Genomic DNA, 19,280 nt, shown 5'->3' on the forward strand with positions numbered 1-19,280 from the left:
TTCATATTATCTAACTCTAACCTAGTTCTACCTTATAACCAAAAATGGAATTGGGACAGTTTACTGCCTAAGAAGAAGTTAATAATGATGAGAACAAATGCGATCACTGTTCCCCATGCAAAATCAGTGGATTTCACTTTCCCACTTCTATTCAAGAACAATAATGCACTATATACAAGCAGAAGCAAGAAGGAACCAACAATTTTAATGTCAAAAACGGTCCAATCTGATAGTGCTGTATAGGCCCATTGGATCCCTAATATCAAACTCACAAGCAAGACAGGAATTCCTGTATATATCGATGATTTCATGCCCGTCATGGCATGCTGTAGCGAAGGCAGTCGACTAAATTGCGAAGTCCATTTCTTCTTCTTCAACAAATTATAGACGAGCAAGTACAAAATCGCGAATACAAACGCCATAGTGAATGCAGCATAAGAAAGAATTGCAAATGTAATATGGATGAATAACAATTCGGAAACGAGCGAATCCCCTACTCCAGTTTCGTTTAACTGCGTGGGTGCAAATATATGGATTGTCATAAAGCAAAACGCAATCACATTTAAAAAGAAACCAGCGTAACTCGAACGGTACACGACTTGAATGCCTAACGAAAGTGCAATCAGAATCCAAGCAAAGAAATAGATCCCTTCATAGAGCGAAAGAACGGGTAGCTGTTTCGTTTCGAGAATCGCCTGCAGCAGAAAACCCGTTTGCATGACAAACACGATGGCCGTGAGCCAAAACGCAATACGCTGTGCTCGTGTGTCTTTGTTTAAGAAATCCACAAAATAAAAAATCAGGCTGACGGCGTACAGAATTAACATTAGTTCCTGAAGCCGTGCCATTGTCAAGTCAACCATAGGCCAATCTCTGCCTTTCTGTCAAAAAAGCCACTTCCGCATCGTCCGATTAAATAAGCGGGATGGGAAATGACTTGTTTGGATACACTCAATATGTCATATCAGGCTGCAATCCGGTCGTTTGGGAAGCACCGGCTCCCTGTTCCGCTTTTTGCTGTTGTGCCTGTAAGTTTTTTTCTTGTTCTACCTCTTCTTCAATTCCGAAGATCGATTGGAACAACTCTAATTTCTCGGATGCTTTTGAATCAGTTGCTAATTCTTTCGCTTGTAAAATCGGTTCTTTCAGCAGCTGATTAATAATGGATTTCGTATGTTTGCTCAACACTTTTTTCTCACGATCCGTCAAGTCGGGCATTTTGTTTTCAATACTTGCCATTGTTTCCGCTTGAATTCCAAGTGCTTTTTTGCGCAGTGCAGTAATTACCGGCACGACGCCAAGCGTTGCAATCCATTCTTTAAAAAGAACTACTTCAGCAGCGATCATGGTTTGAATTTCCGCTGCAGCATGCTTACGCTGTTCTAAGTTCGCTTCCACGATGCCATGCATATCGTCAATATCATACAAGAACATGTTCGGTAAATCTCCGATACGCGGATCCATATCGCGCGGTACCGCAATATCTACCAAGAAAAGCGGACGGCCTTTACGCAGACGTTCGACAAACTGCATGAGTTCGTAGTCAATTACATAGTCCTTAGCACCTGTACTGCTAATTAAAATATCAACGTCCAAAAGTGTACACTGCAATTCTTGAAGCGACTTCGCATTACCTGAGAATTGAGATGCCAACTCCTCGGCTTTTGAAAACGTACGATTCAGTACGGTAATCTTGCCAACACCGCTGCCTTGCAAGTTTTTAATCGTCAATTCACCCATCTCACCTGCACCTAGTATGGCAATGTGCTTGTTTTTAAGTGAACCAAAAATCTTTTTACCAAGCTCTACAGCAGCATACGATACAGATACCGCATTTTCACCTATTGAAGTTTCAGCATGTGCACGTTTTGCGACAGTAATGGCTTGTTTAAAGAGTTCGTTAAAAACCGTACCTGTTGTCCCAATCTCTTGCGCCTTTAAGAAACTCGTTCTCACTTGGCCAAGAATTTGAGTCTCACCAAGAACCATTGAATCGATTCCAGAAGTAACGGACATCAAATGCTCAATCGCATCGTCCTCTTCTTTAATGATCAAATGATTGGTAAAGGATTCTAACGGAAGTTTGAACCATTCCGCCAAAAAGTTTTTCACATAAAAACGTCCCGTATGCAACTGGTCTACTACCGCATAGATTTCAGTCCGGTTACACGTTGAAACGATAATATTTTCTAATATGCTTTTTGTATTTTGTAAAGTCTCCATAGCGAGCGGCAGATCAGATTCATTAAACGAAAGTTTTTCTCTGATCTCTACCGGCGCTGTCCTGTGATTGACTCCAATAGCGAGTAGTTTCACTAGGTGCTCACACCTTTCGCGTCTATTTCCTGCTCATAAGTATAACATATTATGTGTCGAGTGCCTGTATTATTTATGAACAACGTATGAACGAGTAGACATTATCGTCTCTCTTTATAATAATTATAAAGTAAAAACCTTATGTATTCCACTGGAACGATTTTAGAAATAAATAACAATCTTAATTCAACGTAGCAAGACATAAAAGAGAAGCAGAGGGATAACTGCTCCTCTGCTTCATGAATACCCTAAATTACTCAGGTAATGTCATTCTGCTTTCGATTTCTTCCCAAACAGCGTCAACACCAAGACCTTTTTCAGATGAAAACACATAGAGTGGATCATCGCCCAGCATATTTAATGTCTCACGCACGATTTTCTTATGCTTTTCCCATTTCCCTTTAGGAATCTTATCCGCTTTTGTCGCGATTACGATCGCGGGGATGTTGTAGTGGACAAAGAAATTGTACATGTTGATATCGTCTGCAGAAGGTGCGTGACGGATATCCACAATTTGAATTGCTGCGACAAGGGGTTCACGGCCAGTTAAATACTGTTCGATCATACCGCCCCATTTTTCTTTTTCCGATTTGGATACTTTAGCATATCCATACCCAGGCACGTCCACAAAGAAGAGCTGTTCTTCTATCTTATAGAAGTTCAATGTCTGTGTTTTTCCTGGTTTAGAAGATGTTCGGGCAATATTTCTGCGACCTAACATTTTATTGATAAAAGAAGATTTACCAACGTTTGAGCGTCCTGCAAGTGCAAATTCTGGGTAGCCGTCTTCCGGATACTGTTCCGGTCTGACAGCACTCATCACCATTTCTACGTTGTGCACTTTCATAATTTTTGTTCCTCCAATGCGATATTCAAGACTTCCTCGGCGTCGTCCACCAATTTAAACGACAACTCCTGACGAATTTCTTCAGGGACGTCATCGATATCTCGTTCGTTTTCCTTAGGTAAAATAATAACACGTAATCCGGCGCGATGCGCACTCAATGTCTTTTCTTTCAAACCGCCAATTGGCAGCACACGTCCACGCAGCGTAATTTCTCCAGTCATTCCAACCTCACGTCGGATCGGACGATTTGTCAGCGCTGAAACAAGCGCTGTCGCAATTGTCACACCAGCAGATGGACCATCTTTTGGCACAGCTCCTTGAGGAACGTGAATGTGTATGTCTTTCGTTTCGTAAAATGAAGAATCGATTCCAAGACTTTCCGCTCGAGAACGGACATAGGACAGCGCCGTTTGGGCGGATTCTTTCATGACATCCCCTAATTTACCCGTTAAGATCAGTTTACCCTTACCAGGTGAAAGTGAGACTTCAATTTGCAAGGTATCCCCGCCTACTGCAGTATAGGCAAGTCCAGTTGCTACTCCAATTTGGTTTGTCGATTCCGCTTGTCCGTGGCTGAACTTCTTCTTGCCAAGAAAACTTTCCAATGTGCGCGTACTAATCGTCAAACTCTTCTTTTTGCCAACCGCAATTAGCCGAGCTGACTTTCTGCATACTCGCGCGATTTCCCGTTCAAGTGAACGAACTCCCGCTTCTCTCGTATAATATCGGACGATATCCAAGATTGCAGGCTGTTGGAATTTCACTTGTGTTTTAGTAAGCCCATGTTCTTTCAGCTGTTTAGGAATCAAGTGATTGGCTGCAATAGCTGTCTTTTCAAGTTCTGTATAACCCGCAATTGAAATGATCTCCATACGGTCACGTAACGGTCCAGGAATAGCACTTAAATCATTCGCAGTTGCAATGAACAACACATTCGAAAGGTCATATGGCTCTTCTATGTAATGATCACTAAACGTACCATTTTGCTCAGGATCCAGTACTTCTAACATCGCCGATGAAGGATCCCCTCTGAAATCATTTGACATTTTGTCGATTTCATCAAGTAAAAATACTGGATTAATTGTACCCGCTTTTTTCATACCTTGAATAATGCGTCCAGGCATCGCGCCTACATACGTTCTTCGATGTCCTCTTATTTCAGACTCATCACGAACACCGCCAAGCGAAATTCGGACGAAAGTACGGTCCAACGATTCCGCAATGGACTTGGCCAAAGAAGTTTTTCCTACCCCCGGCGGTCCTTCGATACAAAGGATAGGTCCGCGAAGAGACTTAGTCAATTGACGGACTGATAAAAATTCAAGGATCCGTTCTTTCACTGAATCAAGACCTTCATGATCGCGTTCGAGAATTTGTTCCGAACGATTGAGATCCAGTTGATCTTTCGAAGCATTTGACCAGGGCAGTGAAACAAGCCAGTCAATATAGGAGCGGATAATACCACTCTCAGCAGCTGCTGCAGGGATTTTCTCATAACGATCGAGTTCACGTTCAGCAGTCACCATGACATCTTCAGGCATTCCTGATGCAGCGATTCTCTCACGAAGTGACTCGACTTCTAAACCTTTCCCGTCTTTATCTCCAAGTTCAGTCTGTATCGCTTTCATCTGCTCACGCAGATAAAACTCTTTTTGCGTTCGTTCCATTGCTTCACGAACACGTTCGTTGATCTTTTGTTCAAGATCCATCACTTCTTGTTCGTTATATAACCGAGTAATTAGCCATTCTAATCGATCGTTTACATTTAGAGTTTCCAACAGGTCCTGTTTTGCTCTGATTTTCAGTGGCAATTGAGACGCGATTGTATCAGCAAGTCTTCCCGGCTCAGTAATTGCTGCAACAGAATCATAAGAGTCTTCAGAAATCCTTTTAGAAATCTTAGTATACTTTTTAAAGTAAGTAAGAAGCGTGCGCATAAGTGCTTCAGACTCTGCATCTACCTCAGTTATATCCTCGAATTCATTCACCGTTACAACAGGATATAAATCTGCTTCTTCATAATCCGTCCATTCTGCTCTGTTCAAGCCTTCTATTAACACACGGTATGTACCATTCGGTAATTGAGTCATCGACTTTACCAACGCGAGTGTACCTAAGTGATACAAATCCTCAGGTTCAGGATCCTCGTCATTAATATCCGTTTGAGTTGCCAGGAAAATCAAATTATTATTGGCGATTGCATGTTCAATTGCAAATACGGAACGCTCTCGTCCCACATCAATATGTAACGTCATTGTTGGGTATATCAAAATGCCCCTTAACGGAAGAAGCGGAATATTATGTTTTAAGACCATCGAATCGTCACCTCCATATTTAATTTACCCTATTCTATGTATGCAGCACAATAAGCAAAATGAGGAAAAAGCTGACCCTTTCAGCACAAACGCGCCTCCACTAAGTCAGCTTCCTCCTTCAATTATGCACTATGTTTTTCGTTATCAAGTTTCATTTCACTGCCGTCTTCACGATAGAGACGGGGTGATCCTTCACCCAGCACGGAATCTTTTGTAATGACGCATTTTTTCGCTTCTTCTAAAGAAGGAAGTTCATACATGACGTCAAGCATGATGTTTTCGATAATCGAACGCAAACCACGAGCTCCTGTTTTACGTTCAATGGATTCGCGTGCAATTTCAAGCAGCGCTTCGTCTTCGAATTCCAACTCGACATCATCGAGACCGAGCATTTTTTGGTATTGTTTCACAATCGCATTCTTCGGAAGTGTCAAGATTTGATACAAAGTATCCTCACTTAACTGTTCGAGTGTCGCAATAACCGGCAAACGACCGATGAACTCAGGAATGAGTCCAAATTGTTGAAGGTCTTCAGGGATCATGCGAGACAAAAGTGAACGCTCTTCTTCAGCAGCATTCGGATCTGAACCGAAACCAATTACTTTTTGGCCGACACGGCGCTTGATAATTTCTTCGATTCCGTCAAATGCGCCCCCCACGATGAACAACACGTTTGTCGTATCGATTTGGATGAATTCTTGATGAGGATGCTTACGTCCGCCTTGTGGTGGAACGCTTGCAACGGTACCTTCCAAGATTTTAAGAAGCGCTTGCTGAACCCCTTCACCTGAAACGTCTCGAGTAATCGATGCGTTTTCAGATTTGCGGGCAACTTTATCGATTTCATCGATGTAAATGATTCCTTTTTCTGCTCGTTCAATATCGAAATCTGCCGATTGAATGAGTTTGAGAAGGATGTTTTCAACATCTTCACCGACGTAACCTGCTTCAGTTAGAGAAGTTGCATCTGCAATTGCAAATGGAACATCCAGAATACGTGCCAGTGTTTGTGCGAGAAGTGTTTTACCACTTCCTGTAGGTCCAATAAGGACGATATTCGATTTTGCGAGTTCTACGTCGTCGACTTTGCTGCCTGTATTGACACGTTTGTAGTGGTTGTAAACCGCAACGGAAAGTGATTTCTTAGCGCGGTCTTGACCAATGATGTATTCGTCTAGGATGGATTGAATTTCTTTAGGTTTTGGAACTTCTTTGAATTCGAATCCTTCTTCTAGGCCTACTTCTTCTTCTACGATTTCAGCACAAAGTTCAACACATTCATCACATATATAAACTCCTTGTCCTGCGACTAGTTTGCGGACTTGGTCCTGCGTCTTGCCACAGAACGAACAGCTCAAATTGTCTTTTTCATCGTTAAATTTGAACATATTGCTCACCCCTATTCATGGAAATCTTACAAGATTCCAATTGGTTTATCAACTAATTCGTTTTGAATCTGTATGTACACAGAGTTTCCCCTGCGTGTGCTGCTTTGATACAAGAAATTAGACAGTCATGATTTTAGCCATAGTCGTCAAACTCCAAAGTACTTCAATATACAAAAACAAGGTACGGCTAGGCGTACCTTGCATGGAGCGGCTTTGGATTACTCTGCAGCTGCTTCTGTGATTTTAGCATTGTCAACAAGCAGTTGTACTGTTTTGTTGAAACGAAGATCGTTTTCGAGCATTTCAGTACCGCCAAGAGCGCCTTTGATTTGTTCGATGTCCATGTTAAATTGCTCAGACATTTTGTTAAGCTCTTCATTGATTTCTTCTTCAGTCACTTCGACGTTTTCTTCTTTACCGATTGTTTCAAGTGTTAGTGAAACGCGTACTCGGTTAACTGCGTCGTCGTGCATTTGCTGACGAAGTGAAGCTTCGTCTTGTCCAGAGAACTGGTAGTACAAGTCAAGGTTCATACCTTGCTGCTGAAGACGTTGTCCGAACTCATCAACCATACGGTTTGTTTCAGTTTCAACCATTTCTTCAGGTACTTCGAATTCAGCGTTGCGTGCAGCTGCTTCCACGAGGTCGTCGCGAAGTGCCGTTTCAGAAGCTGAGCTCTTTTCGAATTCAAGATTTTCTTTCATCTTCGTACGAAGCTCGTCCACTGTTTCTACGTCTTCGTCCATTTCTTTAGCAAGTTCGTCGTTTAGTTCAGGAACTTCTTTTGCTTTGATTTCATTGATTTTCACTTTGAATACTGCTGGCTTACCCGCAAGCTCCGCTGCATGGTATTCTTCAGGGAATGTTAATTCAACATCTTTTTCATCGCCAGTTTTCATGCCGATTAACTGCTCTTCAAATCCTGGGATGAATGAACCTGATCCAATTGCAAGATCATAATTCTCAGCTTTTCCGCCTTCGAATGCTTCGCCTTCAGAATATCCGTCGAAATTGATGTTAGCTGTGTCGCCTTCTTCAATTGCGCCTTCTTCTTTAACGACCATTTCAGCCATTGACTCGCGACGTGTTTGTAGTTCCATGTCAATTTCTTCATCAGTAACTTTTGTCTCTTGGCGTGTTGCTTCAAGGCCTTTGTACTCGCCTAGTTTTACTTCTGGCTTAAGTGGTACGATTGCTGTGAATACAACAGGCTCGCCCTTTTCAAGCTTTTCAATGTCGATTTCAGGTGATGCGATTGGCTCAAGGCCTTCCTCGCGAACAGCTGCATCGTATGCTTCAGGAAGAACGATTTCGATTGCATCGTTATAAAGTGCTTCTTCCCCGTACATTTTGTTGAACATTTTACGTGGCATTTTTCCTTTACGGAAACCAGGTGCGTTCACTTGCTTAACAACCTTTTTGAATGCTTGGTCTAATCCTTCGTTAAAACGCTCTGCTGAAACTTCGAACGTCAACTTTCCTTTGTTTCCTTCTTGCTTTTCCCATTTAACTGACATTTTTACATACCTCCGAATCATAGTGACGAATATATTTTGTATCGTTTTATACGCCATTGACAACTTTCTCAGTATATCATAGTCTCTTTATCTTTCAAGAATTTTCATTCGGCAGCTTCACTAACATCTTGATCGACAGCGAAGATGAGCTGATGAAGAGCAGTTTGAGGGAGTGGTGTTCCTTCAAATAGATAACTAGAATAGTTTTCATAAGCGACTGCGACTGTCTCTGCTGGAGTACCCCAGTCAAGGGGATAGCTGATTACAGAGAACTTTTTGACTGCTTCTTCTAAGAGTGATAGACGTGATGGGTCTTTGTCAAATGTTTCTTGAAGTAATGCGCATACTTTTTTTGTTGTCGGATCCTCACCGGGTAATGGAAGTTCGGCAGGTATGACACTAAGCCCTCTGCCGAATTTTCGAATGACGAGTGGTTCTGCATGGCCCGTACTACGCAACAGGACCACAGCCACGGTGCGCAATACAGGTGGGAATGAGTCATACGTTGCAATTTTCACAAGTAACTCCGTAGATTGTTCTGCGCCGTTGTTTTCTAGATGCGATAGAATTTCCTGTTGTTGGTAGCGATCTAATTTCAAAAATTCCTCAAAAGACATTGTCGTTTTCACAGGCTGAATAGGTTCTTCCGTGAATCGATTAGACAGTCTTCCATTTAGTTCTCGTAAATAAAGAAACTTTTGCTTTAAATTACTTGGTACGACGCCTTCATCTAAAATAGCGCCAATTGTATCCTCAACTTCTTCATACTCTTGTAACTGCATACAAATTGCAAGATATAGTTCCATCGCTTCAAAGTAATCACTCATCCCGCCTTGAAGCCATTGCGCTGCATAAGGCTTTGCTTGCTCAAACTCCTTTAGTTCATAGAGCGAGATTGCAAGTAGTCCTGGGATTTCAGGCAAATCAGGGGAAATCTCAAGAAGCTGCTCGCACAAGCGGACAGCTTCTTCAAATTCCTCGGCTTGCGAAGCGTCTTCAGCTCGGTCAAGTAGTCGTTCCACCGTACCAGGAAAGGCAATCATATTCCCTTTTTTATGCAGTCTCTCACGCTTACGTTTCACGGTTTTCACCTACTTTCCCTGATACTATAGCACAGAGGTCTATTTCCATGCATGTTTGACGAGTGCAGGCTGAATCATTCCTTTTTTGGAACAAGTATTTTTTCAACTTCCACCCCTTCATAACTTAAACGACTCTCTACAGGATTTAGGAATTTTGAAAAAAGACGATTTACTGTGAAAGTCAACTTTTCACCATCATTAAACGTAACGTCAAACTGTGACGTTCCATCATCTGCATGGATGGATCTGAATTTCGCTTTTTCGACGTCACTCCAGTTATACGAGTGCGTTTCAAACGAGAACAGCGGACGATAGACAATCTCGTCATCCGATAACATCGTATAGTTGAGCGAAGCTATGTAAAAGGTAAGGACAGCCATCAATGCTAAACCAGCACTGATATAGTAAGCTTTTTTACTTAAATTCAGTACATATAGAACAAAGAAAACAGCGATTAGCAGGACCATACCAATCGTATAGATCATATAAACCCCGCCTGATACAAAGATAAACCAACTGCCCGTCTTAAAATAGAGTGTGTTTGCAACAAAATTAGGGAGCAAAAAGACCAGAACTGGTGAGAGCAGTAACAATGCAATTCCAATTACCATCGCAACGTGCTTTTTTTCCGTGTGAATGATGAGACACTTCCCTTAAACTTTTTTCTTCTTCCAACTTGCAATTAGCTTTTTCTTATATTTCGGGTCAGCTTCGGTTTCAATTAATTCGGCGCCAATGCCCTCGATTGACTCGTCTCGTGTACTGTCCGCCAAATTTCTAAGGCCCACAATAATATCACTTCGTACCAGAGTAGGATGTACGCCATTCGGTGCTTCACGGAACCGGCTAACCAAATAATCCACTACTCGGTTTTTCTGTTCTTCACCGCCAAGGCCAACCTTCCAAATTGACTGTAACGCATGTCTTGCTGTTACAAACTTCTCATCCTCTGCGATTGCACAGAGAGATGAGAAGTCATTTAGAATTCGATTCTCAGGATCACTTTTTGACAAACCTGCGAGGAATTGAGCACCCCTTGCCCGGTCATGAGCATCATTACTAGTAAGCCACCCTGTAAATTGATCCCAAACTTCATATGCCCAGTCAACGGGCTTTTCAATTTCTCGTTGAATGGCGACAAAGGCATCATATTGCAAGGTTTTATCTACATCATGTAGCTGTTTTACGTATTCTTCTATCGAAAACGACATAGGTGTATCGAACCTCCTTACTGGCTAAATTCCATCCGATGAGTGGTCTCAGCTTCAGAGTCGTCGAATTCAAATCCATTATGCCGATAGAAAGCATCCGCTTTGGAAGACTCCGTTTTCACCGTTAACTCATGGAACGCTTTACGGGAGTGATCCACGATTTCTTTCAATAACAGGGATCCTGCACCATTTCGCCGTTCGTCAGCCTCTACGTAGAAACGCTGGAGCCGGCCCGTCTCTGGGTCGCCGCCAGGTACAGGAAAACGATTCACTCCGCCAATAGCGATTACTTTCCCTTGCTCGTCTTTCACACAATATAAGGCTTCACCAGGTTTCGAAAACGTATTAATGCCGTCTTTATAATCCTCGGCAAGCCTAGTTAGGAAACGATAGCCTTCTTCTTCACTTTCAGAAATGAGCGCTTCAATATCAAGCGAGTTTAAATCTTCCACTTTTTCAACTGAGTATCTCATGATGATCCCTCCGATTTTGAAGTACATGCGTCCATACCTATACTTCTATAATGTCATTGGAAAATCCTTCTTTTCAAACTATTCGAAACAAGTGAAATCCATGCAATGAAAAAACCATCCAGAAAACCGAAAATCCCGGCAATTGAATGGCTACTCATTAAAAATACTATTCATTAATTGTCTTTCGATGTCTTCAAATCGACATACAGCTCTCCATTCGGCTGAATTTCTGCATAGTACACCTGATCGACCCGATTGACGCCTTTCTTTTTCAACTGATCGTACGCCCATTGCTCAGTCAGGTCTAGTTCCGCTAAGTTCTCGAGTATTAACTCTCCGTCAGAAATGATTTCAGTTGGGATATACTTCGGTTCTTTCGCAGAAGCATTGACATCCGTTTTTGTCGCATTTTCATCGCCCATCCGTTTCATGACACTTAAATTTCCATTTGTTTCAAATATCGCATAGTATACTTCTTTAATCGAAAAAATACTTTGTTCACGAAGCAGCATATTTAGATCGTTGAGAGTGAGTCGTGCTTTTTTCAAAGCTCCTTCTTCAATTTTCCCTTTTTGAATGACGATCAGCGGCTTGTCATCCAGTAAGACACGGACTTTCTTCGACTTCATGGTCAAGAAGTTCATGAATACCGTTAACGCCGCCCACCAAATCATTGCCACAAGTCCGTCCATAAATGGCGTCTCTGATTCCCCTGCGATATCCGCTGCAATCGAACCTATCGTTATCCCCGTCACGTAATGGAAGAAAGTTAGCTGTGATATTTGTTTCTTTCCCATAAATCGCGCTAAAACGAGCAGCACGAGGAATGCAAGAGAAGTCCTCAAAATCATTTCCCAAAAATCCAATTTAAAAAAGTCATCATGTGCCACTTTTATATACACCTCCATATACCATGGAGTATGCACGTCTTTAAACTTTCCAATGCATAGAAAAAGTTAAGTTAATGATGTTTTTAGCTGAATTTGAACTGTCGTACCTTCGCCAACAGTCGATTCAACACGAACGCCGTACGAATTTCCGTAATACAACTTAATGCGTTCATCAACGTTACGAATTCCTACACCACCGAGTTTCGTTGTCGTTTTCTCGTTGGAATCCTCTTGACTTCCGGGTTTGAATCCTTCGCCATTATCACGAATCGTGAAAGTTAGTAAATCTCCTGCAGATGCAGCTTGAATGTCGATAAACCCATTACTGGATAATCCACGAATGCCATGATAGAGCGCATTTTCAACGATTGGCTGAACAATGAGTTTTGGGATTTCAAGATTCTTACTGTGCTCATCAGATTGAATTTGATAGTGGAGTTTATCCCCGTATCGTTCTTTTTGTATGAACAAATAGTGTTCGACATGCTTCAATTCATTTTCAACTGTTGTTAATTCACTGCCTCCGCTGAGGGAAAGCCGGAAGAATGAGGCAAGCGCTTTAGTTAAGTCGATTACTTTTTCATGATCCCCGAATTCCGCCATCCACACAATCGTATCCAGTGTGTTATATAAGAAATGGGGATTAATCTGACTGTGTAAAGCACTAATTTCAGATGTCCGCAGATGCTTTTCTTTCTCTGTGATTTCGCTTAACAGTTTATCAATTTTGTGTGTCATCGTATTAAAATGCCGCGTTAGGCTTTGTGCTTCGTAACATCCTGATTCATCTACAGGAATTTCATGTAAACCTGTCTCGATTTCCTGCATTGCACGCTCTAATTTTTGAAAAGGTGCCGTGATCTTACCTGCGAAAAGGTAAATACTTGTTGTCGCAATCGCTAACGATGCGAGCCCCACCCAAAAGAAAATCTCCAGAAGCTGTTTTTTAATTGCCTGCAAACTGTCTTGGGAAGACACGCTGACCAGCAGCCAATCTGCATTTCGCAGAGAATGTGTGTAGGTTAATGTATTCTGATTGGAATCATAGCCGGCTTGGTCCTCTACTATCGCTTGCAGTTCTTTCATTTTGCCCTTGTTTTGAAAATACTCTGGATTTTCATGGTAAACCACTTCGTTCTTTTCATTCAAAATGAATGAAAATCCTTCTTTACCGAGATCCAAGTTCGCTAAATAATCTTCTATCACTTCATAATCGAGATCGATTAGCAATACGCCGCGATTGTTGCCCGCCTGATCTGTAATTTCCCGGCTGATTGAAATAACCCAAGTGTCTTTGTCCATCGTAAAGTCCTGCATACGAGCCGAAGTCAAAAAAGCCTGACCTCCATTCATGATTGCGGAGCGATACCAGGTTTCCTGCATCATATTTGTCGATTTACTCATCGTGAGTCCCGATTCGTTCGATAAAATCTGGCCATCTTTACTTACTACAATGATGGACTTGATGAAGTCATCCGATGCCAATGTCGTATCAATCGTTTTCAACAAATCATCTTTGACGTCAGGCGCCCGTTCCGTATCCGATAAATACCGGACAAGTTGAGGATTTTCTGCGAGTAAACTGGAGACAGCTTGCAGCCTGTCAATATACAGATCGATATACATCCCGCTTTTATTCACAGCGGACTTAGTACTTTTCGCCGACTCACTTAACAGTATGGACGAAATGCTCGCATATAGTATTCCTGCCATATGGAGCAGCGTTAACGCACTGGCTATTATGTACCTCAATGCAATTTGAACGCGAAGTTTTTGAGTTGTTTCCGATTGGAATATCCTCATTCCATCGATTTCTCCTTAAACTGGTTAGGAGACAATGAAAATTTCTTTTTAAACGCAGCACTAAAATAATTGGGGTCTTCAAAACCAACCGATGCCGCAATTTCATACATTTTTAAATCTGTGCTTAACAGAAGAAGTTTGGCTCGATCCAGTCGCACAGTAATCATATACTGCTGAAAAGTCGTACCGAATAGTTGTTTGAATAGCGTGCTGACGTACGACGAGCTGAGTGATAGCGTGTTTGCAAGTGACGAAAGCGAGAACTCGATGTTGTCGATGTTCGTATTGATTTCACGAAGAATCTGAGGTTTGTAGCCCATCAATTCATCTGAATGATCTGCAGATGAAACAAGTCCGTCTACAAGCTTCAACACTTCGTTTTGTCTGTGTTCTTCTTGAACTTTCGTTATCAATTTTTGAAGCAGTTCTTGAATGTCTTTTTTAGATACAGGCTTTAATATATAATCATCGACACCCATTTTTAACGCAGCAACTGCGTAGTCAAAATAGTCATAGCCTGTAATCATTGCAATCTTCACATCAGGTTTGAGTGATTTCGCAGCCGCAGCAAAATCCAGTCCATTCATTTTTGGCATATTGATATCTGCCAATATAACGTCCAGCTTGTATATCTCAAACAATTCCAACGCCTCTTCCCCATTGGATGCTTCAATGACATCAGAAATTGACAACGCTTCAAAATCGATGAAAGAACGAATGCCGCGAATTAGAATCGGTTCATCATCTACTACGAGCAATGTGTACATGCGAGTCTCCTTTCTAATCTGAATAAAAGTATGTAAAAAAAGAAAGGCAGCGTCCGCCGCCTTTCGCTTAATAATCAGTGTACCTTATTTCACAAGGCTTGTCAGATAGCCATAACCTGCATCTTCCATATCTTCTAGTGGCACAAAATCGATTGCCGCACTGTTGATGCAATAGCGGAGTCCGCCTTTGTCTTTAGGTCCGTCTTCGAACACGTGACCAAGGTGACTGTCGCCAGCACGACTTCTCACTTCAACTCGTACCATGTTAAAGCTTTTATCTTTATGTTCGGTTACAACTTCGGGAATGATTGGCTGAGTGAAACTCGGCCATCCACATTGAGAATCGTACTTGTCTTTTGAAGAAAACAACGGTTCTCCAGTCGCAACATCAATATAGATTCCGTCTTCAAACGAATCCCAATATTTATTGGAGAAGGCCGCTTCTGTGTCACTGCCCTGCGTCACTTTATATTGCGCATCTGTCAGCTTCTCCTTTAGTTCCTTATCGCTAGGTTTCGGGTAATCAGCAGGGTTTATCAGTGAAGGTATGTCTTGGTCTTCTAAAGAATCGAACTCCACGTGGCAGTAACCGTTAGGATTCTTCTCTAAATAATCTTGATGGTACTCTTCCGCAAGTGTATAGCTCGTTAGCGGTTCTACTTCCGTGACGATTTTGTCGTCGTACCGATCTTGCTGTTTCTTCACAACTTCCTCAATAACCGCTTTTTCTGCTGGGTCTGTATAGAATACACCCGAGCGATATTGTGTACCGCGGTCATTTCCTTGTTTGTTCAACGAAGTCGGATCGATTATTGTGAAAAAGTGATCCAAAATCGTTTTCAAGTCAGTCCGCTCCGGATCATATTGCACGTGAACCGTTTCTGCATGACCAGTTTTTCCGCTGACTACATCTTTGTACGTTGGATTTTCAGTTTCACCGTTTGCATAGCCAGAAGTCACATCATAGACTCCGTAAACACGTTCCATGTAAGCTTCTACACCCCAAAAACAGCCGCCTGCTAAATAGATTTCCTTCAAATTGTTTTCGTCAAACGTCAAATCGTCATTCGCATTTGCTGGATACTTAGTAGATGCCGATGCACTCAGTGAATTAGAAGTTGTTTCTGATGAATTCGAAGCAGATTTCCCTAGCGAACAACCGCCTAAAACGAGTGCAAGACCGAGTAAGCCGATCACGTATTTCATTTTCATGGTCTTTTTCCCCTTCCTTTAGTTAAGCTGGTCCATCATGTCTTTGATTTGGTCATTCGATAATTGACCTGGCTGCGTTTTGACAAGTTCCCCTTCTTTGTTGATGAATGCTGAAGTGGGATACCCGCGAACTTCAAAATCTTGAACAAGTTTACCGCCTTCATCTAAAAGAACAGACAAGTTTTCTACGTTTTCGACGCCTTTGAACCATTTCACAAATCCTTTTTTGTCTTTTTCGTTATTATAACCAGGTGCTACAACAGTAAGGACTTCAAAATCCGTACTTTCTGCTGCGAGGGTATTCACTTCTTCAAGTCCAGCTAAACAGATAGGACACCAAGATGCCCAAAACTTCACATAGACATTTTTTCCTTCATAATCTGCTAAATCTACTGTTTTGCCGTTGATGTCTTCTAATTTGAACAGCGATTCGCCCGACTCTTCCTTACTAGAATTTGCACTTGAAGAACACGCTCCTAGAACAGTGACAACTGACAGTAAAACTAATAATTTTTTCAGCATAGAATATCCTCCTTTATTGTGGAATGAGTGTGGTAAAGAAATTCAAGTTGTTCGTCATAAGGAAGATCCCCATGATGACGATGATGATGCCGCCAGCGATTTTAATCTTCCCTAAGTGACGATTTAGTTTTTTCATTCGCTGCAATAGGAAGTCGGAAAAAATTGAAAGTATGAGAAACGGGATAAGCATACCTAGCGCATAGATCAGCATTAGAAATGCGCCGTGAGCAGCTTGACCTTCGTTTGCGGATAGTCCGAGCACTGCGCCTAAAATAGGGCCGATACAAGGTGTCCAGCCGAAGCTAAATGTGAACCCGAGTAAATAAGTGCCAAGAAAGTCCCGTTTTCCGCTTCGTTTCAAATTCACTTTGTTTTCCCGTTCCAAAAACGGAATGTGGAACAATCCGATTTGATGAAGCCCGAGGATAACGACAACGATTCCACAAATGGTGATGAACGTTGTGGTATTGATGAGCGCTCCTAATGCGCCAGCGCCGAAACCGAGTAATACGAAACTCGTGGACAATCCCAGAACGAAAATCATGGTTTTGACAATCAAACGAGGGTGTATGCTGAATTTCCCTATTGAGAAGAGTCGATTTTGATGGGCGGAGGCTGGATCTCCGGAAGACAAAATGGAAACATATACGGGCAGCAGCGGTAAGATGCATGGTGAAAAGAAGGATAGAATTCCTGCTGCAAATACACTGCTAAGTAATACTTGTTCGCCAATCATAGACGAGGACCCCCTTTTTGGTTCTGTATCGTGTAGTTCTATTGTAAAGGGTGCGAAGGGTAATCCCTATAGACTGATGTTTGGAGTTTCTTAGAAATGATACGATGAACTATAAAAAGACTGTCCTGCAAGTCCAATTTGAACTTGTAAGACAGTCTTCTATATGTAAATCATCCTAATCATTCGTGCCATTTTTAATTATCAAAATCGATGATTGAAGAAGTGAAAAAGGTTCATTTCGCAATTACTGATTTAATAGCCGAAATTGCTTCCGTCTCAATTGGATATTGAAAGCTTTTGTTTCGGCGTACTGCGGATCCGAAATGAATTTCTGAAACGCCTGTTGTTTCGATGAAGTCCGAAAGCCCCTCAAGTTTCATACCGTTTCCCGCTAAAATAGTGACCGATGTGTTTTTTGTCTTTTCAACGAGTTGTCTGATTTTCTCTTTCGATTGCGGGGCTGGAGCTTGTCCGCCGGAGGTTAAGATTCGTTCAATTTGTGGGAAATCCCCAATCATGTCAATTGCCTCAAACTGATCCTCGATTTCGTCGAATGCTCTGTGGAATGTGACATTCAAGTCACCAGCCGCATCCAACAAACGTTTCAGGTTTACTGTATCTACACGTTTTTCATCATCAAGTATTCCGATCACAATACCTGCAGCACCCGCTAGACGGATATGCTGAATGTCCACTAGCATAACCTGTATGTCTTCTTCGTCATAGTTGAACGTTCTGCTATGAGGACGGACGATGACGTGTACCGGAATGGACACGCCTTCAACGACAGATTGAATCAGACCGAGACTCGGAGTCAATCCGCCTTCAGTTAGGGCAGAACATAATTCAAGACGATCCGCACCTGCTTCTTCCGCTGCACAGGCGTCTTGCAGGCTTGTTGCGATAATTTCAAGTTTCATTCATCTCTTCCTCCTTCAAGACCAAAAAGCATCCCCGATTCCAATTCTAAAGAAGCAGAATGAGGAGTGCTGTTTGGTCAATAGTATACGCCTCGCGCCTAACTATTCAACTCTTATAGATGTCGTCTGTATTTTCAATTTATGAGGCAGCAGTTGGGATCGTCAATTTCTTATATTCTCGTACAAGCTCAACGACACTAATTGCGATTACTAGCCAAAGAGCAGGACTGGATAATGATAGCCCGACTTGTGAAATACCGCCTAAAAGAGTGAAGATTAGAATTAGACCGAACAAGTAGGACATGAACGCGACGTGCCAAACAAAATTAGATTTGGCTGAATGATCTTTTCGCAGTTTCGTCACAAAGAAGCCTAGCGAGACGATAAGCAGCAAAAGTAACATGACAACTGGCCGAGGAATGGTGACGATCTCGTTTAATTTCGGGAAGAAATCATACGCGATGACTATAGTAGCTGAAAGTGCGATTAGACTGAATGGAATCCAACTTTTAAATTTCATTTGTATCTCCCCTTTTTACTACTATACGAAATGCAAGAAATATCCGTTTCATTCAAAAGGAATTTTCTTTTTCAATAATGCTTCATCAATTGACTCGTAATCTGTAACTAATCCCAAATGGATTGCTTCCCATAGATAATAGGTAACAATTGAACGATAGGGCTTCCAAATCGGTGACTTCTCAATTAAAATCTTACGGCGTTCGGTTTTATCTACTTCATATAGCCACTTCGCCGCACGCTGAATTCCTACATCATCTACTGCCAACACATCTTCCCTTCCAAGAGATAGAATCAGAAACATTTCGGCAGTCCAATTTCCGATACCTTTCACATTGACCAACTGTTCGATGATGGCTTCGTCCGTATATTGTGTGATATTGTTCAAATCCAGTTCTTTTGAAGCGACTTTCTCTGCCAGATCTTTCACATAATCCGCTTTCCTTTGGGTTAAGCCTACTAGTCTTAACTCTTCTTTTGTTTTAGCGCGGAGCCCTTCTGCCGTAATCTTACCGTCTAGTAATTCTTCCAATCGTCCATAGATGGCACGTGCTGCACTGACGGAAATTTGCTGGCCCACAATCGAGCGGACGATGGAAGCTAGATAATCTGTCCTTAATGGAATTTCGATATCACCAACAACAGTTATCAACTTCTTCATCATAGGATCCCGTTCACAAATTAGTTGAACCGATTCGTCTTGACTCCGTATATAGACTGTCTTCATTTTATCGACTCCTATTCCTAGCAAGATTTAATACA

Annotated in this window: 19 protein-coding genes; all 19 read right to left on the reverse strand. The window is 41.9% G+C overall.

Annotated elements, in window-relative coordinates:
• Positions 1-32: 32 nt before the first annotated feature.
• Positions 33-863 carry a cytochrome c biogenesis protein CcsA gene (gene ccsA / locus QT716_RS06360; RefSeq protein WP_317935210.1) on the reverse strand — a complete coding sequence of 277 codons (831 nt, stop codon included), beginning with the start codon at positions 861-863 and terminating at the stop codon, positions 33-35.
• An 88-nt stretch (positions 864-951) separates the two neighbouring features.
• The gene (gene hemA, locus QT716_RS06365) at positions 952-2,316 is read right to left on the reverse strand and encodes a glutamyl-tRNA reductase (RefSeq protein WP_317935211.1); all 1,365 of its coding nucleotides are present in this window, start codon (positions 2,314-2,316) and stop codon (positions 952-954) included.
• Between the two features lie 253 nt (positions 2,317-2,569).
• Entirely contained in the window at positions 2,570-3,163 is a 594-nt protein-coding gene (gene yihA, locus QT716_RS06370) for a ribosome biogenesis GTP-binding protein YihA/YsxC (protein ID WP_317935212.1), read from the reverse strand.
• Positions 3,160-5,478, reverse strand: a complete 2,319-nt coding sequence (lon, locus tag QT716_RS06375) for an endopeptidase La (RefSeq protein WP_317935213.1) — start codon at positions 5,476-5,478, stop codon at positions 3,160-3,162. The genes yihA and lon overlap by 4 nt, the downstream gene beginning before the upstream one ends.
• A 122-nt stretch (positions 5,479-5,600) precedes the next feature.
• Positions 5,601-6,866: an ATP-dependent protease ATP-binding subunit ClpX gene (gene clpX / locus QT716_RS06380; RefSeq protein WP_317935214.1), complete on the reverse strand. Its 1,266-nt coding sequence runs from the start codon at positions 6,864-6,866 to the stop codon at positions 5,601-5,603.
• A 218-nt stretch (positions 6,867-7,084) separates the two neighbouring features.
• Positions 7,085-8,383, reverse strand: coding sequence for a trigger factor (gene tig, locus QT716_RS06385; protein WP_317935215.1), 1,299 nt, complete (start codon positions 8,381-8,383; stop codon positions 7,085-7,087).
• A gap of 104 nt (positions 8,384-8,487) precedes the next feature.
• A complete protein-coding gene (locus tag QT716_RS06390; protein WP_317935216.1) occupies positions 8,488-9,465 on the reverse strand; it encodes a tetratricopeptide repeat protein in 978 nt (325 codons plus the stop codon).
• A gap of 74 nt (positions 9,466-9,539) precedes the next feature.
• Positions 9,540-10,076 (reverse strand): hypothetical protein, encoded by a 537-nt coding sequence (locus QT716_RS06395; RefSeq protein ID WP_317935217.1) that lies wholly within the window; start codon positions 10,074-10,076, stop codon positions 9,540-9,542.
• Between the two features lie 42 nt (positions 10,077-10,118).
• Positions 10,119-10,676, reverse strand: a complete 558-nt coding sequence (locus QT716_RS06400; RefSeq protein WP_317935218.1) for a hypothetical protein — start codon at positions 10,674-10,676, stop codon at positions 10,119-10,121.
• Between the two features lie 17 nt (positions 10,677-10,693).
• Positions 10,694-11,149: a GNAT family N-acetyltransferase gene (locus QT716_RS06405; protein ID WP_317935219.1), complete on the reverse strand. Its 456-nt coding sequence runs from the start codon at positions 11,147-11,149 to the stop codon at positions 10,694-10,696.
• Between the two features lie 173 nt (positions 11,150-11,322).
• Positions 11,323-12,057 (reverse strand): DUF421 domain-containing protein, encoded by a 735-nt coding sequence (locus QT716_RS06410; RefSeq protein ID WP_317935220.1) that lies wholly within the window; start codon positions 12,055-12,057, stop codon positions 11,323-11,325.
• A 48-nt stretch (positions 12,058-12,105) separates the two neighbouring features.
• Positions 12,106-13,842, reverse strand: a complete 1,737-nt coding sequence (locus QT716_RS06415) for a sensor histidine kinase (RefSeq protein WP_317935221.1) — start codon at positions 13,840-13,842, stop codon at positions 12,106-12,108.
• Positions 13,839-14,609, reverse strand: a complete 771-nt coding sequence (locus QT716_RS06420) for a response regulator transcription factor (protein ID WP_317935222.1) — start codon at positions 14,607-14,609, stop codon at positions 13,839-13,841. The genes QT716_RS06415 and QT716_RS06420 overlap by 4 nt, the downstream gene beginning before the upstream one ends.
• An 84-nt stretch (positions 14,610-14,693) precedes the next feature.
• A complete protein-coding gene (gene msrB / locus QT716_RS06425; protein WP_317935223.1) occupies positions 14,694-15,821 on the reverse strand; it encodes a peptide-methionine (R)-S-oxide reductase MsrB in 1,128 nt (375 codons plus the stop codon).
• An 18-nt stretch (positions 15,822-15,839) separates the two neighbouring features.
• Positions 15,840-16,343, reverse strand: a complete 504-nt coding sequence (locus QT716_RS06430) for a redoxin family protein (protein WP_317935224.1) — start codon at positions 16,341-16,343, stop codon at positions 15,840-15,842.
• A 13-nt stretch (positions 16,344-16,356) separates the two neighbouring features.
• Positions 16,357-17,079, reverse strand: coding sequence for a cytochrome c biogenesis CcdA family protein (locus tag QT716_RS06435; protein ID WP_317935225.1), 723 nt, complete (start codon positions 17,077-17,079; stop codon positions 16,357-16,359).
• 233 nt (positions 17,080-17,312) lie between these two features.
• Positions 17,313-17,999, reverse strand: coding sequence for a copper homeostasis protein CutC (locus QT716_RS06440; RefSeq protein WP_317935226.1), 687 nt, complete (start codon positions 17,997-17,999; stop codon positions 17,313-17,315).
• A 139-nt stretch (positions 18,000-18,138) separates the two neighbouring features.
• A complete protein-coding gene (locus tag QT716_RS06445; protein ID WP_317935227.1) occupies positions 18,139-18,519 on the reverse strand; it encodes a hypothetical protein in 381 nt (126 codons plus the stop codon).
• Positions 18,520-18,567: 48 nt separating this feature from the next.
• Entirely contained in the window at positions 18,568-19,245 is a 678-nt protein-coding gene (locus QT716_RS06450) for a DNA-3-methyladenine glycosylase family protein (protein ID WP_317935228.1), read from the reverse strand.
• Positions 19,246-19,280: the final 35 nt, after the last annotated feature.

This window comes from Sporosarcina aquimarina (genome assembly GCF_033253705.1).
GTDB classification, from domain to species: domain Bacteria; phylum Bacillota; class Bacilli; order Bacillales_A; family Planococcaceae; genus Sporosarcina; species Sporosarcina aquimarina.